The sequence below is a fragment of the Pandoraea sp. E26 genome, assembly GCF_000681415.1.
GTDB lineage: Bacteria > Pseudomonadota > Gammaproteobacteria > Burkholderiales > Burkholderiaceae > Pandoraea > Pandoraea pnomenusa.
This window is the reverse complement of sequence record NZ_AYXJ01000030.1, coordinates 135385-161441: the sequence shown is the minus strand read 5'-3', so window position 1 is coordinate 161441 and position 26057 is coordinate 135385. Positions and strand designations below refer to the sequence as shown.

Genomic DNA, 26057 nt, shown 5'->3' with positions numbered 1-26057 from the left:
AGCCGGGTCGAGATTCCCTTCGCAGAGAACTTCGATACCCGGCCTACACGCGGCGCCCGTCATCGGACACCGCGCGCCATGCACGCCTTACTTCTTGTCGTTGACTTCCTTCACTTCTGCGTCGACGACGTTATCGTCATGCGGCTTGGCCTGCTCGGCGCCCGCGGCACCCGCAGCGCCGGCCTGGGCCTGCATGTCGGCATACATCTTCTCGCCGAGCTTCTGGCTGGCGGTGCCCAGCGCTTCGACCTTGGCATCGATGTCCGCCTTGTCCGAACCGCGCAGCGCACCTTCCAGTGCCGTGATCGCCGATTCGATGGCTTCCTTCTCCGACGCTTCGATCTTGTCGCCGTACTCGGTGAGCGCCTTGCGGGTGCTGTGCACCAGCGCGTCGCCCTGGTTACGGGCATCGGCCAGCTCGCGCGCCTTCTTGTCTTCCTCGGCGTTGAGCTCGGCATCCTTCACCATTTGCTCGATCTCGGCGTCCGACAGGCCCGAGTTCGCCTTGATGGTGATCTTGTTTTCCTTGCCGGTGGCCTTGTCCTTCGCGCCCACGTGCAGAATGCCGTTGGCGTCGATGTCGAAGGTCACTTCGATCTGCGGCGTGCCGCGTGCCGCCGGCGGGATCCCCTCGAGGTTGAACTCGCCCAGCGACTTGTTGCCGGCGGCCATCTCGCGCTCACCCTGGAACACCTTGATCGTCACGGCCGGCTGGTTGTCGTCGGCCGTCGAGAACACTTGCGAGTGCTTCGTCGGAATCGTGGTGTTCTTCGTGATCATCTTCGTCATCACGCCGCCGAGCGTTTCGATACCGAGCGAGAGCGGCGTCACGTCGAGCAGTAGCACGTCCTTGCGATCGCCCGAAAGCACCGAGCCCTGAATCGACGCGCCCGCCGCCACGGCTTCGTCCGGGTTCACGTCCTTGCGCGGATCCTTGCCGAAGAACTCCTTGACCTTCTCCTGCACCTTCGGCATGCGGGTCATGCCGCCGACCAGGATCACGTCGTCGATGTCGCTGACCTTCACGCCGGCATCCTTGATGGCCAGACGGCAGGGCTCGATCGTGCGGGCGATCAGGTCCTCGACCAGCGCTTCGAGCTTGGCGCGCGTGATCTTCAGATTCAAGTGCTTCGGACCCGAGGCATCGGCCGTGATGTACGGCAGGTTGATCTCGGTCTGCTGGCTCGACGACAGCTCGATCTTGGCCTTTTCGGCGGCTTCCTTCAGGCGTTGCAGCGCGAGCACGTCCTTCGACAGATCGACACCTTGTTCCTTCTTGAACTCGGCGATGATGTAGTCGATGATGCGCTGGTCGAAGTCTTCGCCGCCCAGGAACGTGTCGCCGTTGGTCGACAGCACTTCGAACTGGTGCTCGCCGTCCACGTCCGCGATTTCGATGATCGAGATGTCGAACGTGCCGCCACCCAGGTCATACACCGCGATCTTGCGGTCGCCGCCTTCCTTCTTGTCGAGGCCGAAAGCCAGTGCGGCGGCCGTCGGCTCGTTGATGATGCGCTTGACTTCCAGACCGGCGATGCGGCCGGCGTCCTTGGTCGCCTGGCGCTGGCTGTCGTTGAAGTACGCGGGCACCGTGATCACGGCTTCCGTGACCGGCTCGCCAAGGTAGTCCTCGGCGGTCTTCTTCATCTTGCGCAGCACTTCGGCGGAAATCTGCGGCGGGGCCAGCTTCTGGTCGCGCACTTCCACCCAGGCGTCGCCGTTGTCGGCCTTGACGATCTTGTAGGGCATCAGGCCGATGTCCTTCTGCACTTCCTTTTCTTCGAAGCGACGGCCGATCAGTCGCTTGACCGCGTACAGCGTGTTCTTCGGATTGGTCACCGCCTGGCGCTTGGCCGGCGCGCCGACCAGGATTTCGCCGTCGTCCATGTAGGCGATGATCGACGGCGTGGTGCGTGCACCTTCCGCGTTCTCGATGATCTTGACCTGGTTGCCTTCCATAACGGCCACGCACGAGTTCGTGGTGCCCAGGTCGATGCCGATGATTTTGCCCATATTGTTTCTCCTAGCGTCCTTTGCGTCTTTCCGTCAGGCCCGTGGCCCGTTCAATTCGTTGATCTGCACGTCATATGGGTGCAGCCCGGTACTTTTCAAGACCCTTCTTGCGGTCCGGTTTTGCCCCCGGCCGCCGCGATCTTCTCGCGGGCGGCGGCGACCGCCAGCCGGAACTGGGGCAGACCGTGCCAACCGGTCGCCCGGCCCAGTTTCTTCCCTCGATGGAAGAAGAAAAACGTCGGAACCCCGTGCAGCGCAAAGCGCCTGGCCAGCGCCATGTCCGCATACACGTTGGCGTGAAACCAGCGCAGTCCGAGCGCCTCGATCGCGTCGCGCTGCGCGAGCATGGTCTTCTTGGCGACTTCGCAGTTGAAACAGTCGACGCCCCAGAAGAACACCACGGCGAGCGCATCGCCCGCCTCTCGCAGCCCGTCGTCGAAGGTGGCGGCCGTGAGTTCGTCCATCGAAAATGCCTCGAACGCCGTACCGTCCACGCCCTTCATGCCCGGATGATCGCCCGCCATGTCCCTACGTCCTCGTCTTCATCGTCCGGCAAGGCCGCAACACCGGCACCTCCGCCTGTCGAGCCCAAAGCTTGCCATGATGGGATGGCAGAGCGGGGCGTCGCATCGGCAGGTCCCGTCGGCCGTCGGCGGCCTTACTTGGCTGCTGCGACCGTCACCAACGCCGGGCGCAGCACGCGATCGGCGATCAGATAACCTTTTTGCAGCACCGATACCACGGTATTCGGTTCCTGCTCCGCCGGCACCATCGAAATGGCCTGATGTTGATGCGGATCGAATTTTGCGCCGGCCGGGTCGATAACGGAAACCTTGCTGCGCTCCAGGGCCGAGATGAGCTGGCGCAGGGTCAGGGCCACGCCCTCCTGCAGCTTGGCCACGTCGCCGCTCTTGTCGGCGGCGGCGGCTTCCAGACTGTCGATCACCGGCAGCAGGTTCTCCGCGAAGCTTTCCACGGCGAACTTGCGCGCCTTGGTCACTTCCTCTTCGGCGCGGCGGCGCACGTTTTCCATTTCGGCCCGGGCACGCAGCGCTTCGTCGCGAAGACTGGCCGCCTCGGCCTGTGCGGCCAACAGTTGCGCCTCGACCGAGGGCAGCGCGTCGTTCGCGAGCTCAGCGTCGTTCGGGGCCGCTTCGGCCTGGGACGGAATCGGCTGGTCGGGGGTGTTTTGCTGTTCAGTCATGAGCTTGAGTCGTCAAAAGGTTTTCGCAGCGCACCAAGACGATGCGCCACCGGTTCAAATCCCTTTGGATAGTAGGGGCGTTCACACCGATTTCAAGAGCTGGCGGGCATTCCGTGCGCCATACCGGTGCTTGCCGCGTGCCGGTAAATATCCGGTTACACGCGTTACGAGTCCTCTATTGTATCGGCCGTTGCTGCGACCTAACATGAATTACGGTCTGGTGATGCGAAGTGCCGCACCGGACCCGGCCGTCGGCCGGACGGACACTCACGTCCGAACCGATGTTTACAGGTGTAAGGAGCGCATCATGAAGCTGCCACTGGCTGTTGTCTTCATCCTTGCGTTGGTGACGACGGTAACGATTACGATCTGCCTGTCAGGCGCGGTCACCCGGCGCGACACCGAGTACGGCAGCGTGCGGGCCGTGCTGCATCACTATGTCGAGATGCCGGGCATGCCAGCCCATCGCTCGTCCAACTCCGGAATCCCCTCGCGCTGAGCGCCCCGGGGCGCGCGATACGTCGCCACGCTCACGGGCTACGTTTCCCTTGGTCCTCTCGTTCCCCTTCCGGGACCGCTGACTCCCGATCTCCCGCCCGCCGTCCGGCCCTGCGCCGACGGCGGCGTCCATTCGTGCCCCGGAAAATTCGAACCGTCGCGCCCGGGATGCCACGCAACGTCGCTTTGCGCGACGGATCCGCCGGGCCACGGTGCTATTCGCCGATACCGCCGAGTCGGCGACGGTCGCGCTTGGTTGGCCGGCCATGCATCTGCGCGGCCGGCTCCTGAAACAGGCGCCGGCGCTCACTCTCGTCGGCACGAGCGCGAATACTGGCTTCCGTTTCCTCGTAGAGCGACTGCGCGACCGGCGCCGAGCCGCGAACCTCCGCGATGGCCTTGACCCGCACTTCCCACTTCGTGCTGCCGTTGTCCACTGTCACGACATCGCCCGGGCGCACGTCGCGCGCCGGTTTGACGCGCGCTTCGTTGCACAGCACGCGCCCGCGGTCGACCGCCTGCGTGGCGAGCGAGCGCGTCTTGAAGAACCGGGCAGCCCACAGCCATTTGTCGATACGCGTTGCGGCGTGCGGCGAATCGTCGACCTTGATCGTCACGTGCGCGCTCCCGGCGCCGTCGGTTCCGCCGCCTGCGCGGCAGCGGCCGCCGCGGCGTTGGCCGAGTCGAAGGCGGCAACCGCGGCAACCTGCCGCTGACGGGTCGATGCCGCAGCCGCGGCGGCCGCATCGGCCACGCCTTCCGGCGTGAGCACCGGCCACCCCTGCAGGTGGCGCGCAGCGATCTCGCCGAGCGCCGTGATCCAGGCGCTCGCGCCGTTCAGGCACGGAATGAAATGGAACGCCTTGCCGCCGGCCGACAGATAGGCGTGACGGCCTTCCATATTGATTTCTTCCAGCGTTTCCAGACAGTCCGAAGTGAAGCCCGGGCAGAAGACATCCACACGCGGCGTGCCGCCCCGGCCGAGCTCCTCCAGGGTGGGCGCCGTGTAGGGCTGAAGCCATTCGGCCTTGCCGAAACGGGACTGGAACGTGAGGCGACAGGTGGTCTCGTCGAGGCCGAGCGCGGCAGCCAGCAGACGTGCCGTCTTCACGCATTGATCGTGGTACGGATCGCCCAGATCGAGCGTGCGGCGCGGCACGCCGTGGAAGCTAAGGAGCAGTCGCTCGCCTGCCGCGAAGTCGGGCCGGCCGTGCTGCTGCCAGTAACCTTCGACCTGCTGGCGCAGGGCCTCGATATACGCCGGATGGTCGTGATAGTCACGCACCGTACGCACGTCGGGCTGATTTCGCAGCCGCCCGAGCATACGAAACACGGCGTCGGTAGCGGTCGCGGTCGTACTGCTCGAATACTGTGGATACAACGGCAGCAGCAGAATCCGCTCGACGCCGTTTTGCCGCAGCGCGCGAATGCGATCCGCGATCGACGGATTGCCGTAGCGCATCGCGTAATCGACGACGACGTCGTAATCGTTGGCATGCAGCAGGCCGCGCAAGGCATTCGTCTGCTGCTCGGTGTTGACCTTGAGCGGCGAGCCTTCGCGTGTCCACACGGTCGCGTACTTCTGCGCCGACTGGCGCGAGCGCAACGGCAGGATCACCAGCCGCAGCAACGGTTGCCAGACGAAGGAAGGGATCTCCACGACGCGCGGATCCGACAGGAACTCGCGCAAATAACGGCGCACGGCCGCCGGCCGTGGCTCATCGGGGGTGCCGAGGTTGATCAGCAGGACGGCCGTCTTTCCGGACGGACCGTGCGAAATGGGTTCTGGATCGAAGCGCATGAAGCGTACTTTACCGCAAACCCGGCGCAAATCCGGCAGTGCATTGCGCGCCCGCCCGGCGTCGGGGAAATCGACGCAGGGCGACGTCATTCCGGCACTCAGCCGTGCGAGTGCTCGCCTTCGCGCGGCGACCGATGCGCCGACGCGGCGTGCTCGCTCTCATGCGACGGCGCACGTGCGCCCTCCGGGCGTCCCTCGCGCGGCGCAGGCTGCGGATGTGCACGCTCCTGCGGCTGCGGATGAGGCGCGGCTTGCGGCTGAGGTTGGGGTTGAGGTTCGGGTTGAGGTTGGGAACGCGGCGCCTGCGGCCGTTCCTGCGCACGCTCCTGCCGCTGCGGTTCGGGTCGCGGTGCAATCTGCGGCTCAGGACGCGGTTGCCCGCGCTCCATCGGCGCCTGCACACGCGGCTGCGGCGACATCTGGGGTTGCGGCTGCGGCTGGCCGTGCGACTGCCATTGCTGGGGCTGACGCGTCGGCTCGGCGGCTTCGGGGCGCGCACGCTGTGACATCTCGGGCGCACCCGGTGCATTCAGCGCACCGGGCGTCCGAGGCACGTCAGGCAAGCCCTGCGGCACCGAACGGTGCATCTGCATCTCCCGCTGCGCGGTGTCATGCCCGGGCTGCGGCACCGCCCGCGGCGCCTCGCCTCGTCCGACGGGCTGTCCCGCCGCGCCCGCCCCCTCCGCCACTCCGGGCGGATGCGGCACGCCGGACGGCGCCGGCTGTCCCGGGCGATACGGATACCCGCCATATGCGCCATGAGCGGGTACACCAGGCTCTCCCGGTGCTCCCGGGACACCGGGCTGCCCCGGAACACCCGGCGTTCCCGGCACGCCCGGTCGACCGGGAACGCCGGGTGCGCCATATCGAGGCGGCATGGCGCCAGTGCCCGGGTGAGCGCCCTGCGCAGGCGCCGAACCGGTCGCGCCGATCGCCGGCTGTGCGGGCGTCGGCCCATTCACACCGATCGGTGCGCCGACGGGCCCGTGCGTACCGACGACCGTCACGCGAGGCTGTACGCGCGGCGCACTCGGTGCGGTCGATGCAGTCGGCAGGCCCCGCCGGGCCGGCTGCGCGGCCCGGTCGAAAGACAGTGGCGCGCCGCCGGCGTTCGGCACGGGATGCAATTGGCTCGTGAGTTCTCGCGACGGCGTCGTGCGCGCCACCGGCGCGCGCGTGGCCAGCACCGCGCGGTTGAACACGCCGGCAGGCGGCGCGCCCGCGGCAGGACGGCTGTTGCCGAACACACTCTGCTGTACCGGTGCAACGCCAGGCGTATTGCCCACGTGCCATCCCGGCCTCTGGTCCGGTGCGCGCCCCGGCGTATTGCGCGGCGGCGTGGCCAGGGCGGCGGGCGCACCGACCGGGCGTCCCTGCACGAAGGCCTGCGCGCGCATCGTCGAGATCGCGCCTCGCACGTTGCGGTTCACGTAGATGTTGTTGATGTTCGTGATGTTGGTGTTGCGTATCACCGTCGTGCGGTTGATATTCGTGATGTACGCGGAACTGGCGTGATAGGCCGGTCGATAGACGTCATGCGGTCCCAGCGCGAACCATGCGAGTCCCACGCCGCCGGCGGCAAACGCGACCCCCCAGGCATTTCCACCGCTGCTGCCATTGACCCAGCCGACGAGCGCAGGCGCGTACACCGGACGCACCGCCACCGGTCCCGGCACCCAGCACCAGCGGGCATCGACGTACGCCCACCGGCCATAGTGATACGGCGCAAAGCCCCAGGGCGCATCGTCGACCCAGGTCCATCCCCACGGATCGACCCAGGTCCAGTGGCCCGTGCGGTAAGGCGCCCAGCCCGACGGCACATCCGAAGGCACCCACACCGCGCCGTAGTCCGGCGTCTCCTGCCAGGTGCCGTAATCGTCGAGACTCTCGTAGCCGGTCATGTCGCGCGACACGTAGCGGGCCGACACGGAGGCGTCTTCCCGGGCGTCGAGCTGCCGCACCCACTGGTCGAACGCATCCGCGCGCGAAGGCCCGGCGGGCTGCTGCGTCAGATTCTGCCCCACGAATGCCACCCGCTGGCCCTGCTGCAACGGCACCGACGCGCCCTGCCCATACACGGTGGCCGCGCCACGCGACACGCTCACGGTCGTCACGCCATTGGGATCGACGTCGAGGCGGTACTCGCCGGCTTGCTGCGGGACGAAAGCGAGGTTCGGCGTGTCGATCTCGTAAGGCTGATTCGGGTCATAGCCGCGCAGGCGCAGCCCGACCGTGCCCTGCGTTACGTTCAGTTGCACATTCTGGTCGGTGACGGCCGAGAGCGCGACACTCGTCGACGATCCCAGGCGCACCGCCGCGCCACCCACGCGCATTTCCGCGCGGCTGTTGCGATCGACCCAGACGGCGTCGCCCGTGGTCAGCGGACGGTTTCGCTCGGCGTAGCGCCAGTCGCCCGTGCCATCCGGCGAGAAGGTCACGGTGCCGTCGAATTGACTCAGACGCGCCACACGCCCAGGGGGGTCGGCGCTCTGCGCCTGCGCGAAGGCGGGCATGCCCGCCACGCCAAGCACCCCGAGCGCCAGCCCAACGCCGACGACGCCGAGTTGGCGGACCGCGGTCCGCCAGGAAATCAGGGGGTTCATAAAGACTCCGAGGCCCTTCGGGCAACGCGCCGATCAACGGTGCCGGCATGCCACCTTCATTCTTCTGTCCGAATCCTTCGGCGAACCTGACACCCGCCATTCCGGGGACTTCGCCGCAAGTGACACCTCGAGCGTAAGCCCCTCGCGTGTGACAGCGTGTAAAGGAATGCTACGGGCATGTAACCGGAAGCCCCGGCCGGCATCGCGCGGCGGATCGCTGCGCCGGGGCGGCGGCCGATGGATGGCGAGCACGGGCCGAAGTGGCGACCCGGACGCCCGGGCGACGCGCGCCACGGGGCCCATCAATGCTGGCTAAGCGCGTTGGACAGGAGCTTGGCGGTGATGTCGACGATCGGAATCACACGCTCGTACGCCATGCGCGTCGGGCCGATCACGCCCAGCGTGCCGACGACCTCGCCGTCGACCTCGTAAGGCGCCGTCACGACTGACATCTCCTCGATCGGCACCAGATTCGACTCGCCGCCAATGAAGATCTGCACCCCCGAGGCACGGCTCGACACGTCGAGCAACTGCAGCAGACCGGTCTTGGACTCGAACACGTCGAAGAGCTTGCGAAGCCGCTCCATGTTCGACGACAGGTCCTCCACGCCCAGCAGATTGCGCTCGCCCGAGATCAGCACGCTCTCACGGCTGGTGTCGGCCATGGCATCGCTGCCGGCCTGCACCGCCGCCTGCATCAGCGCGCTCATGTCGGAACGCAATGCGTCGAGCTCGCCGCGCAAGTAAGCGCGCACCTCATCGAAACTGTGGCCGCCGAAATTGGCGTTCAGGTAGTTTGCCGCCTCGACCAGTTGCGCCGGCGAATAATCCTTTTCGGTCAGGATGATGCGGTTCTGCACGTCGCCATCGGGCGTGACGATGATGAGCAGCACGCGCTTTTCGGACAACCGCAGGAATTCGATCTGTCGGAAGGTCTGGCTACGACGCGGCGTGAGGACCACGCCGGCGAACTGCGACAGATTGGAGAGCACCTGGGCCGCGGAGGCGACCAGCTGTTGCGGCCCGGCCGGTTGCAGGCGGTTCTGCACCTGAGACGCGAGATGGTGCACGGCATCTTCGAGCGGACGCACCGAGAGGATCGTGTCGACGAACAGGCGGTACGCGCGTGGCGTTGGCACCCGCCCGGCCGACGTATGCGGACTGGCCACGAAGCCGAGGGCTTCCAGATCCGCCATCACATTGCGGATCGTCGCCGGCGAGAGGTCGAGCCCCGAGTATCGGGAAAGCGTGCGCGAGCCGACCGGCTGGCCATCCGCGATGTACCTTTCGATCAGGGTTTTGAGAAGCGTTTGCGCACGTTGATCTAGCATGGCAAAAATTGTAACGCGAAATATGCATACGCGGCGTGCGGCAAACCCCGAGGCGGAAACCGCCGCGGGCCTTGCGTGGCGATGGTTGCTGTCATCGACTTATGGTGTAATGGCGGCATGAAAACTGGGAGCCCCTTCAAGACCGTGGCGCTCGTCGGGAAATATCATGCCGACGGCGTTGCCGAACCCCTGCTCACGCTCGCGGCATGCATCGCCCAGCGCGGGCATCACGTCGTCTTCGAGCGCGACACGGCGCACAACATCGGTGCGGCCGCCGATCCTTACGGAACCCTCGACATCCAGGAAATCGCCACGCAGACCGACGTGGCGGTGGTCGTGGGCGGCGACGGGACGATGCTCGGCATCGGCCGTCAGCTCGCGGCGTCGAAGGTGCCGCTCATCGGCGTGAATCATGGTCGCGTCGGCTTCATCACCGATATTCCGCTCGACGAGATGCGCCAGGTCGTGCCGGCCATGCTCGAAGGTCACTTCGAAGCAGAGCAGCGCACACTGCTGGCCGCGCGCATCGAGCGCGATGGCAAGACGCTTTACGAAACGCTGGCGTTCAACGACGTGGTCGTCAATCGCTCGGGCATCTCCGGCATGGTCGAGCTGCGCGTGGACGTGGACGGCCGCTTCATGTACAAACAGCGCTCGGACGGGCTGATCGTGGCCACCCCGACGGGCTCGACGGCTTACGCGCTCTCGGCAAGCGGGCCGATCCTGCATCCGCGCCTGGGCGGCGTGGTGCTCGTGCCGATCGCCCCGCACGCCTTGTCGAATCGCCCCATCGTGCTGCCGGACTCGAGCGACATCGTCATCACGATCACTGGCGGACGCGAGGTCGGCGCCAACTTCGACATGCAGTCGTTCGCCGAACTGCGGCAGGGCGACCAGATTTTGGTGGGCCGCTCCGAGCATCAGGTGACGTTCCTGCACCCGGTCGGCTACAACTACTACGCCACGCTGCGCCGCAAGCTGCACTGGAACGAGCATATCTCCGACGAAGATACGCCGCAGAACTGACTCCACGCCTCATCGATATCCCATGCTACGCAGTCTCTCGATTCGCGATTTCGTGATCGTCGATCGTCTCGACCTGGAATTCTCCGCCGGTTTCACCGTGTTCTCGGGGGAGACCGGCGCGGGCAAATCGATCCTGATCGACGCGCTGGCCCTGGCCATGGGCGAGCGTGGCGACGCCAGCATGGTGCGCACCGGGCAAACGCGCGCCGACATCACCGCGGAGTTCGCCGCCGACGCCGAAGCGCGCCCCGATCTCGAAGCCTGGCTGCAGGCGCAGGCGCTCACGCTGGAAGAGCACGGCGGCGTGCTGCTGCGCCGCGTGCTCGATTCCGGCGGCCGCTCGCGCGCCTTCATCAACGGCACGCCCGCCACGCTCGCGCAGCTCCGCGAGCTCGGCGAGATGCTCGTCGACATTCACGGCCAGCATGCTCACCAGCAACTGCTACGCCCCGACGCCCAGCGCCGGCTGCTCGACTCGCACGCCGGCGCCACGGCGCTGGCCGCCGACACCGCGGCCGCGCACAGGGAGTGGCGCCGTCTCGTCAAGCGTTGCGAGGAAGCCCACGGGCGCGACCGCGAGTTGCAGCTCGAACGCGAGCGCCTCGAATGGCAAACGTCCGAACTCGACAAGCTCAATCCGCAGGAAGGCGAGTGGGACGAGGTGAGCGCCGAGCATCGACGTCTGTCGCACGCAGCAAGTCTCATCAACGGCGTGCAGGGCGCACTCGACGCGCTGGCCGAAGCCGACGGCGCCATCGTCCCGTCGCTGGGCCACGTGGTGCACCAGATCCGCGAACTGGCCGAGATCGACGCCGGACTCGCCGACACGCTCGCCGCGCTCGAGCCCGCCGAGATCCAGCTTCGCGAGGCGGTTCACTCGCTCACGCACTACGCGCAGCGCATCGATCTCGACCCGGAGCGGCTTGCCGTGGTCGAACAACGTCTGGACGCCTTGCATTCGACCGCACGCAAATTCCGCGTTACGCCCGAGCAGTTGCCCGCCGAACATGCCGAGCGCCGGGCCCAGCTCGCCGAACTGACCGCGTCGCAGGACATGGCCGCGATGCAAGCCGCCGCCGACGCCGCGCACGCGGCCTATCTGAAACTGACAAAGACGTTGTCCAGGGAGCGCGCCAGGGCGGCGGCGTCGCTCGCGCGCGAAGTCACGCGCGCGATGCAGGACCTGTCGATGCCGGGCGGACGCTTCGAAGTCGCGCTCAGCCCCACGACAGAACCGCAATCGTTTGGCATGGAGACGGTGGAATTCCTGGTGGCCGGCCACCCGGGTGTACCCACCCGGCCGCTGGCGAAAGTGGCGTCGGGCGGCGAACTCGCACGCATCAGCCTCGCGTTGCAGGTGATCGCCAGCAGCGCGAGCCTCACGCCTACGCTGATTTTCGACGAGGTGGATTCCGGCATCGGCGGCGCGGTGGCCGAGGTGGTGGGCCGGTTGCTGCGCGAGCTGGGTCAGGGACGCCAGGTGCTGTGCGTGACCCACTTGCCGCAAGTCGCCGCACTCGGCCACCAGCATCTGCGGGTGAAAAAGCGCAGCGACGGCGACACGACCATGAGCGAGATCGAACCGCTCGGACGGACCGAGCGCGTCGAGGAAATCGCGCGCATGCTGGGTGGCGTCGAGATCACGGCCACGACGCGCAAGCACGCACGCGAAATGTTGGCGCTGTAACGCCGCCTTGCGCAACCGCACCGCCGGCGCCATCTCGAGCCGGCGGACTCTCGCGGCCGTCAGGCCGGGGCGACGGCCGAAAACACCGAATCCCACAGCGCGATCACGGCCTCGCGCTCGGTCGCCACTTGCTCGGCCGGTACGCGCGCCGCTTCCACGCCGTCGAGCCGCAGCTTGTGCTGACGCTTGCGATACGTCCGATATGCGGCGGCCGCCCCGTCGGCGAGGTTCGCATCGATCAACCCGAGTTGCGCCGATTCGCGCAGCAGCGCGATGTTGCCGGCATTGCGCAACAGCGCCGGATGCGCCCCCGAGTGCAGTAGCACCAGGTACTGCACGGTGAACTCGATGTCGACCATACCGCCACGATCGTGCTTCAGATCGAAGAGTTGCGTCGGGTTCGGGTGCCCTTCCGTCACCTTGCGGCGCATGGCGACGATTTCCTGCGCGAGCGGTAGCGCTTCGCGCGGCGTGGCGAGCACCTGCGCGCGGATGCGCTCGAACGCGGCGCCGATGTCCTCGTCGCCCGCGCAGAAACGCGCGCGCGTGAGCGCCTGATGCTCCCACACCCACGCCGTATTCGCGTTGCCTTCGCGGAACTGGTACTGCCGGAAACTCTCGAGACTCGTCACCAACAGGCCCGACAGGCCATTCGGGCGCAGACGCAAATCCACGTCGAACAGCATGCCGGCGCCGGTGTGCGTGGTGAGCCAGGTGACAAAGCGACGGGCGAGCGCCGCGTAAGCGTCGGGCGCGCGCTCGTCGTCATCGTCATAAAGGAAGATCAGGTCCAGGTCGGACGCATAGCCCAGTTCCTTGCCGCCGAGCTTGCCGTACGCGATCACCGAGAAGCGGGGCACTTCGCGATGGCGCGTGGCCACGTGCGGCCAGACGGTGGCAATGGTCACGTCGACGATGATGTCGGCCAGCTCCGAGAGCCGGTCGCCGATGGCCTCCACCGATAGCGTGCCCTGCAGATCCAGCAGCAGAATGCGGAAAACCTCGGCGTGGTGCGCGCGCCGCAGAATGTCCATCTGCACTTCGACATTGCCCGCGGCGCCCGAGGCGTTCAGGCTCAGCAGCAGTTGCGTCTTGAACGACGGCCAGTCGAACGGCGCGGCGAGCGCCTCGTCGTCGAGCAACTCATCGAGCAATTGCGGGTGGCTGATCAGATACCCCGCCGCCCATCGCGACCCCGCCAGCACCTTGACCACACGCTCGAGCGCGCGCGGATACTCCGTGAGCAGCGCCAGATAGGAGCTGCGACGGCTGATGGTCGAGAGCAGATCGAGCATGCGTGCGAGCACGGCGTCGGCCTCGCCCGTGCCCGCCGCGCCCTGCACCGCGCGCTGCACCAGCTGGTCGAAGCGCCGCCGGCTGGTCTCGCCGAGCGCCTTGTAGCGCGACGACGTCCACACCGCGCGCAGTCGGTCGAGCGCACCGGGGGCATCGGCAAAGCCGAGTTGCGTGAGCTGGTTGCCGAGGTCACCCGTCTGCGCCTCGTCGGCCAGGCATTCGCTCCAGAGTTCCGGCGGGCAACTGCAGTCGCCGCCGGACGACGCTCCCTTGCGTCCGCCTGTGCCGGCCTTGTCCTTGTCGGCGAAGATCTCGTCGAACTGCGCCGCCACGAATTCGCGATGCTCGTCGAGCACCGTCATGAATGTGGCTTCGTCGGGAAAGCCCATGGCGCGGGCCACCGCCAGGCGGTCCTCGCCGGCGGCCGGCAGGACGTGCGTCTGCGCGTCGTCCAGATACTGGATGCGGTGTTCGAGCTTGCGCAGGAATACGTAGGCGTTGGCAAGTTCGTCGGCCACGTGCTGCGCCAGCCAGCCCCGACGCGCCGCCACGCCCAGCACCGCCAGCGTCGGCCGCACGCGCAGCTCCGGCTCCTGTCCGCCGCGAATCAACTGGAAGACCTGCGCCGAGAATTCGATTTCGCGAATGCCGCCGCGCCCGAGCTTGATGTCGTTGATGCGCGCCGGCTTCGCGCGCGCCCGACGCTCCGCCTCGTGCCGAATCTGTTCGTGCAGCGCGCGAATCGCCCCGATCACACCGTAATCGAGATAACGACGGAAGACGAACGGCTGCACCAGCGACGACAGCAGACGCTCGACGCGACGTCCCGGTTCGCTCGCCACCTCGGACACCAGCCGCCCCTTGATCCAGGCATAGCGCTCCCACTCCCGCCCCTGCACATAGAAATACTCCTCGAGCATCGGCAGGCTGCACACGAGCGGCCCGGAATCGCCGTTCGGACGCAGGCGCATGTCCACGCGGAACACATAGCCATCCGGCGTGAGCTCCGAGATCATGCCAATCAGCTTGCGGCCTAGCTTGGTGAAGAATTCGTGATTCGACAGCAGGCGCAGGCGGCCGGCGGCAGCCGGATCGGCGTCGTCCGGTGCGGAAGTCTCGCCGTCGTCCTCGTAAAGGAAGATCAGGTCGATGTCGGACGATACGTTCAGTTCGCGCCCGCCGAGCTTGCCCATGCCCACCACGCCGAGCGTCTGGCGCTCGCCCTCGGCATTGCGCGGCACCCCGTGGATCGCCTCGAGTTCGCGCGAGAGCACCGCGATGCCCGCCTGCACGGCGAACTCGGCCAGCGCCGTCATCGCCTCGGTCACCTCGGCGAGTTCCGCGCGTCCGTCCAGATCGCGCTGCATGACCGCGCAGATCGCCTCGACGCGCAACACGCGCAGCGCACGGGCCAACCCCGCCTCGTCGAGGCCCGGAGCGCCGGCGACGCCCGACGGCTGATCGGGCGGCGAGAGCACCGTGCCGGTGATCGCCTCGAAGCGGTGCGCCAGCCAGCGGGCATCGACCGGGTGCTCGGCGAGGGTAGGCAGCGCCTCGGCGAGCGCGGGCCGGCTCGCGAGCATGCGCGCGGCGTAACGCGAGTAGGACGTGATTTCGATCGGATATTCAGGTGAACTCACTGGCGGGGTTCCGGTCAGCAATGAGAATGAAGAGACTTTCGCATGCTCACCCGGGCGTGATGAAACGCCGGATCACACGTCTGTTTCTCCTACGGCCGGGCCGTCGAACGGCCTTGGGCTTGTGTTACAGTCTTTGCCACAGAAACTACCACATTCCCTTGTAGACGCGCAGCATGACCGACCGTAAGCCGCCCGCCTCGCCCACTGCGACCCGGTCCTGGTTCTCGTCACTGCCGCGTGGCTTGCGCCTGGGCCTGGAATGGCTGCTCGCGCTCGTCGTTGTCGCCTACTTCGGCCTGGGCGCCGTCATCCTCGCAACCCGGTACGTGATCCTCCCACGCGTGGCGGATTACCGTCCACAAATCGAAGCGGCAGCCACCCGCGCCATCGGCCTGCCGGTGACCATCGGCCGCGTCGACGCTGTCTGGCGAGGCTGGCACCCCTATCTCACTCTGGAAGACGTGCGCATCACGCGCACCGCCGCGGGTCCGCCGCCCAAGGCGTCGCTCATCGCGCGCGTCGTCAAGCCGGTGCCTGCGGCCGCATCGGCGGCATCAGCGGCATCGGCGGCATCAGCGGCATCAGCGGCACCCGCCGCGTCAGCCACGTCGGTGGCGTCGGCCTCCGCCGCGCCGGACAATCCCCCGGTGACCTTCGCGCCACCCGGCGCGCCGCCCCCGGTCGAACCGAGCCTCACCCTGCACCGGCTCGACGCCGTGCTCTCCTGGACCAGCCTGATCCACTTCGATCTGCGCCTGTCGAACCTCACGTTGTACGAACCGGACCTGACCGTCGAGCGTCTCGTCGACGGCGCGATTCTCGTGGCAGGCATTCCCGTGGCCGGCAACGGCAACACCGCGGACACGCGCGCCGGCGACTGGCTGCTGCGCCAGGCACGGGTCGTCATCCGCAATGGCACGATCCGATGGCGCGACGCCACGCGCGACGTGCCGGAAGTCGTCGTCACGCACGTGAACGCCATGCTGCGCAATCGCGGCTTCGAGCATCGCTTCGGCATGCAGGCAAACCCGCCGGCGGGCATCGTCGCGCCGCTTGACATTCGTGCGCGCTTCACCAATCCGCTCTTCGCGCGTCCCGGCGAAGTCAGGCGCTGGCGCGGCCAGGTGTACGGTGATATCGGCACGCTCGACCTGACCGAACTCGCGCGTTACGTCGAGCTGCCGGGCAAGCATCCGCGCGGGCGTCTGGCCGCCCGGGCATGGGTCGACTTCGACAGCGGGGAGATCACCGGTGCGACTCTGCGCGCTGCCGGAGCGAACACCTCCGTGCAGCTGGCCGACGACCTTGCGCCGCTGACGTTCGACACCACGCAGGGGCGCATCGACGTGACCCGCGCCGGACCCAGGCCCGACGCCGGATGGAACCTGCGCGCGCGCGATCTGACCCTGCAAGCCGCCGGCCGCCCGACGCTGGACGTGCCCGATCTGCGAGCCAGCTACGCCCCGGGTACCGCCGACCAGGGACTGCACGTCGCGGTCTCGGGTCAACGCCTAGACATCGGTGCCGCCATGGCGCTCATCCCGTCGATGCCGGTCGACGCGCAAACGCGCGATACGTTGGCGAGCTTCCGCCCACGCGGGCGTCTCGCGAAATTCGACATCAGCTATCAGGCCCCCAAGCCGCACGGCCCGGGCAACTGGCGCGATCTGCCCGGCATCAAGCAACTGCCGCCCGAGCGCGATCGCTATCGCGTGGTCGCCGATTTCGAAGGCCTCGGCATCGACAGCCAGCCGAGTCAGGCAGCGCCCAGACCCGGTTCGCCTAACGCCGGCCGGCCCGGCTTCGCCAACCTCAGCGGGCATGTGGACGCCGACCAGTCGCGTGGCAGCCTGACGCTCAACAGCCGCAACGCCGTGCTCGATTTCCCCGGCCGCTTCGATCAGCCTCGCATCGACCTCGACACGCTCACGGCGCGCAGCGCCTGGCGCGTCTCGCACTCGGCGACCCGGCGCGACGCGCCGGCGGACGTGCGGGTGCGCGTCGACGCACTGCACCTGCAAAACGCCGAACTGGCCGGCGACGTGAGCGGCACCTGGCGCAACGGCGGCAAGGGCAACGGCATCGTCGACCTGAAAGGCACCGTGGCGCGCGTGAACGCGGCGTCGGTGCCGCGCTATCTGCCCACGGACATCGGCGCGAGCGTGCGCGACTATCTGCAACGCGCCCTGCTTGCGGGCACGGTGCAGAATGCGCCGTTCGCGGTGCAGGGCGATCTGGACGATTTCCCATACGGCAAGGGGGGCGGCAAGTTCCGCATCGACATTCCGCTCGCCGACGTGACCTTCAACCCGTCGCCGCTGCGCCCCGGCCACACGGAAGTCTGGCCAGCGTTCGAGAAGGTTCGCGGCAACCTGCGCTTCGACGCCGACAAGCTGCACATCGCTATCGACAGCGGCTCGGTCTATGGCGTGACGCTCACGCAGGTGCAGGGCGACATCAACAATATCGGCCAGGACGACTCGACGCTCACGCTCAAGGGTGACGCGCGCGGCCCGGCGGCAGACTTCGTGAAGTATCTGAACAACAGCCCGGTTGGCCACTGGATCGGCGACTTCACCGACGAGACACGCGCGAGCGGTACCACGCAGCTCGCCATGCAAGTGTCGATGCCGCTCGACCATACCGACCGGTCCAGGGTCACCGGCCGGGCGCGTTTCCTGCGCAACGATGTCACGCTGCTGAGCGGCCTGCCGACCTTCGGCGCCGTGGACGGTGAACTTGCGTTCACCGAACGCGGCATCTCGCTGGACAATCTGCGCGGCACGTTCCTCGGCGGCGACGTGCGCGCCTCCGGCGGCAGTCGCAACGACGGCACGATCGCGCTGAACGTCAACGGCACGATGAGCGCGCAGGGGCTGCGCGAGAATCGCGAGAACGCGTCGCTCGCGCAACTGGCCAAGCGCATGACTGGCAGCACGCCCTATACGGCCACGGTCACCGTGCGCCAGGGCATGACCGACGTGGCGGTGCAGTCCACGCTCGCCGGACTCGCCTTGAATCTGCCCGCACCGCTGGGCAAGAGCGCCGAGACCGCGCTGCCGGCCCGCTTCACGTTGCGACCCCAACCCAATCCGGGCGGGCGTCGCACCGATACGCTCGACATCTCCATCGGCAGCGTGCAGGCGAGCTACGTGCAACAACGCAACGGCGCGCGCGTGGACGTATTGCGCGGCGGCATCGGCATTAACCAGCCGGTGCCGGCGCCGCGCGAGGGCGTGCAGGCCGCCGCGCAGTTCGACACGCTCGACGTGGACGCCTGGCGCGGTGTGGTCGCGTCGCTCGGCAGCGACTCGGTCACGCCGGGCACCCAGGGCACGCCGCCCGCGCCTGCGGCCACGGCCGCGGCGGCACGCGACGAATTCGGCGCCCTCACCCCGTATGTGCCCACACGGCTGGCGCTTCACGCAAAGCAGGTGCGCCTGATGTCGCGCCTATGGCCGGAGCTGGTGGTCGGTGCACAGCGCAACGACCGCGACTGGCAGGTCAGTCTCGCGTCCGATCTCGTGTCCGGCTTCGCGGAATGGAAGGCACCCGACGAGAAGAACCCGTCGGGCGAGATCCGCGCACGGCTCGCCAAGCTCGTGATTCCCCGCGAGGAGCACGGCAGTGACGTGCTCACGCAGGTACTCGACGAACCGAGCGACGAATTCCCCGCCATCGACGTGGTCGCCAACGATTTCGTGCTGCGCGACAAGCCGCTCGGCCGGCTGCAGCTCAATGCCCATAACGACGTCGAGGATGGCGTGCCCGTGTGGCAATTGACCAAGCTCGAGCTCCGCAACGACGCCGCCACGCTCGACATCAAGGGCAACTGGCGTACGTCGCGCCGCCGGGCGGCGGTCGCGGGCAGCGACGACGACGTACCACGCCGCACCCTCCTCGACTTCAATCTGGAGGTGAAGAACGCGGGCGGTTTGCTCGACCGGCTGGGCCTGCCCAGGACGCTCAAGGACGGCTCGGGTGCCGTGGCGGGCCGCTTCGGCTGGCGCGGCGGTCCCGACGCCATCGACTATCCGACGCTGTTCGGGCGCGTGAAGGTCGACCTGCGGCGCGGGCAGATCCTGAAAGCCGACCCGGGGCTCGCCAAGCTGCTCGGCATTCTGTCGCTGCAAACGCTCGCCAAGATCCTCACGTTCGACTTCAACAGCGTGATCGGCAGCGGCCTGCCGTTCGACAGCATCGACGGGAACGCCACGATTCAGGGCGGCGTCGCCAATACCAGCGACCTGACGATCAATGCCAACGCGGCGACGATCAAGATCGACGGGCACACCGATCTGGCTCGCGAGACGCAGGACCTGAACGTGCTGGTGCTGCCGAAGATCAATGCGGCGTCGGCGTCGCTGGCCTGGGCGATCATCAACCCGGCGCTGGGCATCGGCTCGTTCTTCGCCCAGCTGGCGCTCGGCGACCAGCTCTCGCGCACGCTCTCCACCACGTACCACGTGACCGGTTCCTGGGACAATCCGGTCATCGGACAGGGCAGCGGCAATAAGAGTAAGATCGATGCATCCCCGGAAGTCCGGCCGGAGACGCAAAACAACGTCCCGCCCACCGGAGTGCGCGGCAACTGAGCGCGCACGGGGAACGCTTCCCGCATACGCCACGCGCCACGCGCGACGAATTCAGCCACGACATGACGAGTCCCGACACGCCCTCCGCCGCCCCTTCGCCCTGCGCCGCCCCGGTTCGCGTGGCGGCCGCGCAGATGGTGAGCGCGCCCGACGTCGAACGCAACCTGCAAGATGCCGGCCAACTGGTGGCGCAAGCCGCCGACGCCGGCGCGCAACTGGTGCTGTTGCCCGAGTATTTCTGCTACATGGGCCAGCGCGATACCGACAAGCTCGCCTTGCGCGAAACGCCGGGGCAGGGCCCGATTCAGGACTTCCTCGCCGAGACGGCCCGCCGCCACGGTGTCTGGCTCGTTGGCGGCACGCTGCCGCTGGCGGCGCCCGAGCCCGACCGGGTGCTCAACACGACGCTCGTGTTCGGGCCTGACGGGACGCCGGCCGCACGTTACGACAAGATCCACCTGTTCAATTTCGTCAAGGGCGACGAGGCGTACGACGAAGCGCGCACCATCCGCCCCGGCGATGCCGTACGCACGTTTGAAGCGCCCTTTGGCCGCGTGGGGCTGTCGGTGTGCTACGACCTGCGTTTTCCCGAGTTGTACCGCGCCATGGGCGACTGTACGCTCATGGTCGTACCCGCCGCCTTCACGTACACGACGGGCCGCGCGCACTGGGAACTGTTGCTGCGCGCCCGCGCCATCGAAAACCAGTGCTACGTGCTCGCTTCCGCGCAGGGCGGCCATCACGAGAACGGACGGCGGACCTGGGGGCATTCCATGCTGATCGACCCGTGGGGCGACATCGTTGCGCAGCGCGAGCCTGAAGGCGCGGGCGTCGTCGTCGGCGACCTGGATCCGAGCCGACTGACGGGCGTGCGCCAGAGTCTGCCGGCGTGGCGGCATCGCGTCCTGCAAGGTTGACATTGCCGAATCCGCCCCCATCTATCGTATACATTTCCTTGGCCTGACACCGCATGAAAATCATCGACACCGGCATCCAGAACCTGGCCACCGCCCGTGAGCTGCTGCTCACGCCGTACGGCCTTGACGAAAGCCACCTGCAACGTGCCCTCGGCGACATCTTCACGCACCGCGTGGATTACGCCGACCTGTATTTCCAGTACACGCGCAGCGAGGCGTGGAGCCTCGAGGAAGGCATCGTCAAATCGGGGTCGTTCTCGATCGATCAGGGCGTGGGGGTGCGTGCCATCGTGGGCGACCGCACCGCGTTCGCCTACTCCGACGACATCTCCGAGATCGCGCTCAAGGACGCGGCCGCCGCCACTCGCAGCATCGCCTCGGCCGGACGCGGTCGCGTGAAGGTCGGCAACAAGCTTTCGAACATGTCGGGGCACGGGCTGTATCTGCCGTCCGACCCGCTTGCCTCGCTCGACGCCAACGGCAAGGTCGCCCTGCTCGAGCGCATCGAGAAACTCGCCCGCGCCCGCGATCCGCGCGTATCGCAGGTCATGGCCGGACTCGCCGGCGAGTACGACGTCGTGCTCGTGGCGCGCAGCGATGGCGTGATCGCCGCCGACGTGCGCCCGCTCGTGCGCGTGTCCGTCACCGTGATCGTCGAATCGAACGGTCGCCGCGAAATCGGCAATAGCGGCGGCGGTGCACGCCTGGACTATGGCTACTTCACCGACGACCTGATCGAAAAGTACGTCAGGGAAGCCGTCGACGGCGCGATCGTCAAGCTCGATGCCCGTCCCGCGCCCGCCGGCGCCATGACCGTCGTGCTCGGCCCGGGCTGGCCCGGCGTGCTGCTGCACGAAGCCATCGGCCATGGGCTCGAGGGCGACTTCAACCGCAAGGGATCGTCGGCCTTCTCGGGCCGCCTCGGCGAGCGTGTCGCCGCCAAGGGCGTCACGGTGGTCGACGACGGCACGCTGTCGAACCGCCGCGGTTCGCTCAACGTCGACGACGAAGGCAATCCCACCCAGTGCACCACCCTGATCGAAGACGGGATTCTGCGCGGCTACATGCAGGACAGCCTGAACGCACGCCTGATGAAGATGCCCGTCACGGGCAACGGACGCCGTGAGTCATATGCGGCGTTGCCGATGCCGCGCATGACCAACACGTACATGCTCGGCGGTGACAAGGACCCGGAGGAAATCATCAAGTCGGTCAAGCGCGGGCTTTACGCCGTGAACTTCGGCGGCGGTCAGGTGGATATCACCAACGGGAAGTTCGTCTTCTCGATGTCCGAGGCCTACATGATCGAGGACGGCAAGATCACCTATCCGGTCAAAGGCGCCACGCTGATCGGCAACGGCCCGGAATCGCTCAAGGACGTGACCATGATCGGCAACGACATGTCGCTCGACTCGGGGGTGGGCGTGTGCGGCAAGGAAGGCCAAAGCGTGCCGGTGGGCGTGGGCCAGCCGACGCTGCGCATCGAGAACATGACGGTCGGCGGCACGGCATAAGCGCGTCTCGCCCCGTGTGACGCGCCGCAAAAAATGCGTGAAGCTCAGCAAAGCGCCCGGGTCAAACCGGGCGTTTTCGCATGAAAATCCAAAAACAGCGGAATTTCGCCGCAATTCAAAGAATCGAAATGCGGATTTTCCGCGCGTTTTCCCGACGAATGGCGATCTCACACGGTTGCGACGTCATGCGATTCAGCGTATAAAGTGGTTTCTGTGCATGGCAACCGCCTGCAAAGCCTGTCCAAGACATCCGTCATGAACGCCAGCAAGTTTTACTTTTACTTTTTTGCGTATCTCACACCGCTGGCGGATGGAGAGGGACAGTTGCAGCAGTAAGCACCGAACGAATCCTGAAAAACCGCCAGCGAGTCTGGCGGTTTTTTTTTACCCCGGTTTTAACGCCGGTTTTCACCCATACCCCAAGCAACGAACCGCAGTCCGAACTGCCCAGGAGAAAATCCATGCCTCCCCACAATACCGATGACGTCCGTATTCGCGAGCTGAAGGAACTGACGCCCCCGGCGCACCTGATTCGCGAATATCCCTGCTCGGAGAAGAGCGCGGACCTCATCCATCGCTCGCGCGGCGCGATCCACCGCGTGCTGCACGGCATGGAAGACCGACTCGTCGTCATCATCGGCCCCTGCTCGATCCACGACACGAAAGCCGCGCTGGAGTACGCCTCGCGGCTGGTCGAGCAGCGTGAGCGCTTCAAGGGCGAGCTGGAGATCGTGATGCGCGTGTACTTCGAAAAGCCGCGCACGACGGTGGGCTGGAAGGGTCTGATCAACGACCCGCACATGGACAACAGCTTCAAGATCAACGACGGCCTGCGCCTCGCGCGCGAACTGCTGGCCCAGATCAACGCAATGGGACTGCCCGCCGGCACCGAATACCTCGACATGATCAGTCCGCAGTACATTGCCGATCTCGTGTCATGGGGCGCCATCGGGGCGCGCACCACGGAGTCGCAGGTGCACCGCGAACTGGCATCGGGTCTGTCGTGCCCGGTCGGCTTCAAGAACGGCACGGACGGCAACGTGAAGATCGCCGTCGACGCCATCAAGGCCGCATCGCAGCCGCACCATTTCCTGTCGGTGACCAAGGGCGGGCACTCGGCCATCGTGTCGACGTCGGGCAATGAAGACTGCCACCTGATTCTGCGCGGCGGCAAGGCGCCGAACTACGACGCCGCGAGCGTGCAGAGCGCCTGCGAAGACATCGCGAAGTCCGGCCTGGCCGCACGGGTGATGATCGACGCCTCGCACGCCAACAGCCAGAAGAAGCACGAAAACCAGATCCCGGTGTGCGAAGACATCGCGCGCCAGATCGCCGGCGGCGACGATCGCATCATCGGCGTGATGGTGGAGTCGCATCTGGTGGCCGGTCGTCAGGACCATGTGCCGGGCAAGCCCCTGACCTACGGTCAGAGCATCACCGACGCCTGCATCGACTGGGAAGACAGCCTGCGCGTGCTCGAAACGCTGGCCGAGGCGGTGCGCGAGCGCCGCCTGAAGCGCGGCGCGGGCAACTGAGGTCGCGGAGCGCCGGGCTTACCGCGCCCCGTCGCCGGGCGTGGCCGCCCGGTCGCGCTGCCACAGTACGTCGGCGCCGCCGGCAGCCCGGTTGAGCGCCCGGGCGAGGACAAACATCAGATCGGAAAGCCGGTTGATGTACTGACGCGGCGCCGGATTCACCGTCTCCTCGGCTCCGAGGGCCACCATGGCCCGTTCGGCCCGGCGCGCCACGGTCCGCACCACATGCGCCAGCGCCGCCGCGCGCGAGCCGCCCGGCAGAATGAATTCCTTGAGTGGCGGCAATTCCGTGTTGTAGTGCGCCAACCAGTCGTCGAGCTTCACGACGTGCGCGTCGCCGAGTAGCGTTTGGCGCGGCATGCTCAACTCACCGCCGAGATCGAACAGATCGTGCTGGATATCGAGCAGCATCGCCCGGACGTCGGCCGGCAACGCCTCGCAAAGCAGTACACCAATGTGCGAATTGGTTTCATCGATCTCGCCGATGGCGACGATCCGCTGGCTGAACTTGTCCACGCGCGCCCCGTCGCCAAGGCCGGTTTTCCCCCCGTCGCCCGTACGCGTGACGATCTTGCTCAAACGATTGCCCATCTTCTGACACCTACCCCTTGCGGCAGCCCGTGAACGCAGCGCCGGATCGGCGGCTGCGCGGTGGACCTTCATGGATTGAAATTGACCGGTTCCGCCCCGGAATGCCCGCTTTTCGGGCAATTCCGATGGCGCTGCAATGCAGCCAGTCCGTATGATATGACGCAAAGGGTGGGGAAAAACGCCGTCCCGGCGTAAAATCCCCGCTCATGAGGTGTCAGGGGGTGCCGCCGGCGATCCGATGATTCGGGCGCGCCGCTCCCGAGACCCCGCCCGATATGGCGCTTGCCGCCGCCGCCCGGCGTCGGCAACCCGGAGACCCGAAGGAGAAAGCCGTGAATCACCCCCATCTGCCGTTCGCCGCCAAGCGCGCGTTCCCTGACGCCCTGCTCGCTGAGTTGCAAGCCTTGCTGGGCGAGCGCGTCAGCACCAAGGAAGCGCTGCGCGAGCATCACGGCCGGGACGAGTCGCCGTTCGACCCGATGCTTCCCGACGCGGTCGCCTTCGCGCACAGCACCGACGAAGTCGCGCAGATCGTCAAGCTCTGCGCCAAATACGACACCCCCATCATTCCCTACGGCGCGGGCTCGTCGCTCGAAGGCCACCTGCTTGCGGTCGAGGGCGGTCTGTCGCTCGACCTCTCGGAGATGAATCAGGTCGTGTCCATCAACGCCGAGGACCTGACCGTCACCGTGCAGCCGGGCATCTCCCGCAAGGCACTCAACGAAGCGCTGCGCGACACCGGGCTGTTCTTCCCCATCGATCCGGGCGCAGACGCCAGCATCGGCGGCATGTGCGCCACCCGGGCGTCCGGCACGAACGCCGTGCGCTACGGCACCATGCGCGAGAACGTGCTCGCCCTCACGGTGGTGCTCGCCGACGGCCGCGTCATCCACACCGGCACGCGCGCACGCAAATCCTCCGCCGGCTATGACCTCACGCGCCTGTTCGTCGGCAGCGAGGGCACGCTGGGCATCATCACCGAGGCCACGGTGCGCCTGTACCCGCAGCCCGAGGCCGTCTCGGCCGCCATCTGCTCGTTCCCAAGCATGACGGACGCCGTGAACTGCACCATCCAGACGATTCAGTTGGGGGTGCCCGTCGCACGCGTGGAGTTCGTCGATTCGCTGGCGGTTCGCGCCATCAACAAGCACTCGAAGATGGAGCTGCCCGAAACGCAAACGCTGTTCTTCGAATTCCATGGCAGCGAAGCGGGCGTGAAGGAACAGGCGGAGACGGTGCAGGAACTGGCCAAGGACAACGGCGGCACCGGCTTCGAATGGGCCACGCGCACCGAGGACCGGAACCGTTTGTGGAGCGCGCGTCACAGTGCGTACTTCGCCATGCTCCAGCTCAAGCCCGGCTGTCGCGCCGTCACCACGGACGTATGCGTGCCCATCTCCCGCCTGGCCGAATGCGTCGGCGAGACAGAGGAGGATCTGCGCGCATCGAGCCTGCCCTGCCCGATCGTCGGTCACGTGGGCGACGGCAATTTCCACGTGGCGATCCTGATCGACCCCGACAAGCCCGAGGAAATCGAAGAGGCCGAGCGACTCAATCAGCGCATCGTCGAACGTGCCATCCGCATGGGTGGCACATGCACTGGCGAACACGGCGTGGGCTTGCACAAGATGGGATTTCTCGTGACCGAGCATGGCGAGGATGCCATCGACGTGATGCGCGCGATCAAGACATCGCTCGACCCGCAGAACCTGTTCAATCCGGGCAAGATTTTCCGGCTACGCGCGGCGGGCTGATCGCCGCTGGGGCGCAACTCCGAGCGCGCGCGATCCGCATCGCGCCCGCGGC

17 protein-coding genes are annotated in these 26057 nt (G+C 67.0%); 8 read left to right on the top strand and 9 right to left on the bottom strand.

The window, feature by feature from the left end; all coding sequences use genetic code 11:
* Positions 1-87 precede the first annotated feature (87 nt).
* The 3 genes from dnaK to grpE form a co-directional block, all read right to left on the bottom strand.
* Positions 88-2013 (bottom strand): molecular chaperone DnaK, encoded by a 1926-nt coding sequence (gene dnaK / locus W930_RS0119405; RefSeq protein WP_023594510.1) that lies wholly within the window; start codon positions 2011-2013, stop codon positions 88-90.
* Between the two features lie 95 nt (positions 2014-2108).
* A complete protein-coding gene (locus W930_RS0119400) occupies positions 2109-2537 on the bottom strand; it encodes a co-chaperone YbbN (RefSeq protein WP_023594509.1) in 429 nt (142 codons plus the stop codon).
* Between the two features lie 134 nt (positions 2538-2671).
* Positions 2672-3217 (bottom strand): nucleotide exchange factor GrpE, encoded by a 546-nt coding sequence (gene grpE, locus W930_RS0119395; protein WP_023594508.1) that lies wholly within the window; start codon positions 3215-3217, stop codon positions 2672-2674.
* Positions 3218-3524: 307 nt separating this feature from the next.
* On the opposite strand from grpE, the gene W930_RS0119390 reads away from it, so the two are divergent.
* Positions 3525-3716: a hypothetical protein gene (locus W930_RS0119390; protein ID WP_369798672.1), complete on the top strand. Its 192-nt coding sequence runs from the start codon at positions 3525-3527 to the stop codon at positions 3714-3716.
* Positions 3717-3930: 214 nt separating this feature from the next.
* Here W930_RS0119390 and W930_RS0119385 read toward each other — a convergent pair whose 3' ends face one another.
* The 4 genes from W930_RS0119385 to hrcA all read right to left on the bottom strand — a co-directional run bounded on the left by W930_RS0119385 (position 3931) and on the right by hrcA (position 9450).
* Positions 3931-4326, bottom strand: a complete 396-nt coding sequence (locus W930_RS0119385) for an RNA-binding S4 domain-containing protein (protein WP_023872150.1) — start codon at positions 4324-4326, stop codon at positions 3931-3933.
* Positions 4327-4328: 2 nt separating this feature from the next.
* Positions 4329-5516, bottom strand: coding sequence for a ferrochelatase (gene hemH, locus W930_RS28195; RefSeq protein WP_023872151.1), 1188 nt, complete (start codon positions 5514-5516; stop codon positions 4329-4331).
* 98 nt (positions 5517-5614) lie between these two features.
* Complete coding sequence (locus tag W930_RS30220) at positions 5615-8119, bottom strand: DUF6600 domain-containing protein (RefSeq protein ID WP_023872152.1); 2505 nt, start codon at positions 8117-8119, stop codon at positions 5615-5617.
* Between the two features lie 302 nt (positions 8120-8421).
* The gene (gene hrcA / locus W930_RS0119370; protein ID WP_023594503.1) at positions 8422-9450 is read right to left on the bottom strand and encodes a heat-inducible transcriptional repressor HrcA; all 1029 of its coding nucleotides are present in this window, start codon (positions 9448-9450) and stop codon (positions 8422-8424) included.
* Positions 9451-9567: 117 nt separating this feature from the next.
* Here hrcA and W930_RS0119365 point away from each other — a divergent pair, with 117 nt between their 5' ends.
* Both W930_RS0119365 and recN read left to right on the top strand, forming a co-directional pair.
* Positions 9568-10476, top strand: a complete 909-nt coding sequence (locus W930_RS0119365; protein WP_023872153.1) for an NAD kinase — start codon at positions 9568-9570, stop codon at positions 10474-10476.
* A 22-nt stretch (positions 10477-10498) separates the two neighbouring features.
* Positions 10499-12163 (top strand): DNA repair protein RecN, encoded by a 1665-nt coding sequence (gene recN, locus W930_RS0119360; RefSeq protein ID WP_023594501.1) that lies wholly within the window; start codon positions 10499-10501, stop codon positions 12161-12163.
* Positions 12164-12222: 59 nt separating this feature from the next.
* Here recN and glnE read toward each other — a convergent pair whose 3' ends face one another.
* Positions 12223-15099, bottom strand: a complete 2877-nt coding sequence (gene glnE / locus W930_RS0119355; RefSeq protein WP_023872154.1) for a bifunctional [glutamate--ammonia ligase]-adenylyl-L-tyrosine phosphorylase/[glutamate--ammonia-ligase] adenylyltransferase — start codon at positions 15097-15099, stop codon at positions 12223-12225.
* Between the two features lie 173 nt (positions 15100-15272).
* Here glnE and W930_RS0119350 point away from each other — a divergent pair, with 173 nt between their 5' ends.
* The 4 genes from W930_RS0119350 (at position 15273) to aroG (ending at position 23660) form a co-directional block, all read left to right on the top strand.
* A complete protein-coding gene (locus tag W930_RS0119350; protein ID WP_023872155.1) occupies positions 15273-19694 on the top strand; it encodes a YhdP family protein in 4422 nt (1473 codons plus the stop codon).
* A gap of 62 nt (positions 19695-19756) precedes the next feature.
* Positions 19757-20611 (top strand): carbon-nitrogen hydrolase family protein, encoded by an 855-nt coding sequence (locus W930_RS0119345; protein WP_023594498.1) that lies wholly within the window; start codon positions 19757-19759, stop codon positions 20609-20611.
* 53 nt (positions 20612-20664) lie between these two features.
* Entirely contained in the window at positions 20665-22125 is a 1461-nt protein-coding gene (gene tldD / locus W930_RS0119340; RefSeq protein WP_023594497.1) for a metalloprotease TldD, read from the top strand.
* Between the two features lie 461 nt (positions 22126-22586).
* On the top strand, positions 22587-23660 hold the full coding sequence (gene aroG, locus W930_RS0119330; RefSeq protein WP_023594496.1) for a 3-deoxy-7-phosphoheptulonate synthase AroG: 1074 nt from the start codon (positions 22587-22589) through the stop codon (positions 23658-23660).
* Between the two features lie 18 nt (positions 23661-23678).
* Here the strand turns inward: aroG and W930_RS0119325 are convergent, their stop codons facing one another.
* Complete coding sequence (locus W930_RS0119325; protein ID WP_023872156.1) at positions 23679-24251, bottom strand: cob(I)yrinic acid a,c-diamide adenosyltransferase; 573 nt, start codon at positions 24249-24251, stop codon at positions 23679-23681.
* Between the two features lie 332 nt (positions 24252-24583).
* Between W930_RS0119325 and W930_RS0119320 the strand changes: the two genes are divergently transcribed.
* Positions 24584-26005: an FAD-binding oxidoreductase gene (locus W930_RS0119320; RefSeq protein ID WP_023872157.1), complete on the top strand. Its 1422-nt coding sequence runs from the start codon at positions 24584-24586 to the stop codon at positions 26003-26005.
* The last annotated feature ends 52 nt before the right edge of the window (positions 26006-26057 follow it).

Bases quoted from the DNA above. Each gene is read 5' to 3' on its own strand.
- dnaK (WP_023594510.1), bottom strand. From the start codon at position 2,013: ATGGGCAAAATCATCGGCATCGACCTGGGCACCACGAACTCGTGCGTG.
- W930_RS0119400 (WP_023594509.1), bottom strand. From the start codon at position 2,537: ATGGCGGGCGATCATCCGGGCATGAAGGGCGTGGACGGTACGGCGTTC.
- grpE (WP_023594508.1), bottom strand. From the start codon at position 3,217: ATGACTGAACAGCAAAACACCCCCGACCAGCCGATTCCGTCCCAGGCC.
- W930_RS0119390 (WP_369798672.1), top strand. From the start codon at position 3,525: ATGAAGCTGCCACTGGCTGTTGTCTTCATCCTTGCGTTGGTGACGACG.
- hemH (WP_023872151.1), bottom strand. From the start codon at position 5,516: ATGCGCTTCGATCCAGAACCCATTTCGCACGGTCCGTCCGGAAAGACG.
- W930_RS30220 (WP_023872152.1), bottom strand. From the start codon at position 8,119: ATGAACCCCCTGATTTCCTGGCGGACCGCGGTCCGCCAACTCGGCGTC.
- hrcA (WP_023594503.1), bottom strand. From the start codon at position 9,450: ATGCTAGATCAACGTGCGCAAACGCTTCTCAAAACCCTGATCGAAAGG.
- W930_RS0119365 (WP_023872153.1), top strand. From the start codon at position 9,568: ATGAAAACTGGGAGCCCCTTCAAGACCGTGGCGCTCGTCGGGAAATAT.
- recN (WP_023594501.1), top strand. From the start codon at position 10,499: ATGCTACGCAGTCTCTCGATTCGCGATTTCGTGATCGTCGATCGTCTC.
- W930_RS0119350 (WP_023872155.1), top strand. From the start codon at position 15,273: ATGACCGACCGTAAGCCGCCCGCCTCGCCCACTGCGACCCGGTCCTGG.
- W930_RS0119345 (WP_023594498.1), top strand. From the start codon at position 19,757: ATGACGAGTCCCGACACGCCCTCCGCCGCCCCTTCGCCCTGCGCCGCC.
- tldD (WP_023594497.1), top strand. From the start codon at position 20,665: ATGAAAATCATCGACACCGGCATCCAGAACCTGGCCACCGCCCGTGAG.
- aroG (WP_023594496.1), top strand. From the start codon at position 22,587: ATGCCTCCCCACAATACCGATGACGTCCGTATTCGCGAGCTGAAGGAA.
- W930_RS0119325 (WP_023872156.1), bottom strand. From the start codon at position 24,251: ATGGGCAATCGTTTGAGCAAGATCGTCACGCGTACGGGCGACGGGGGG.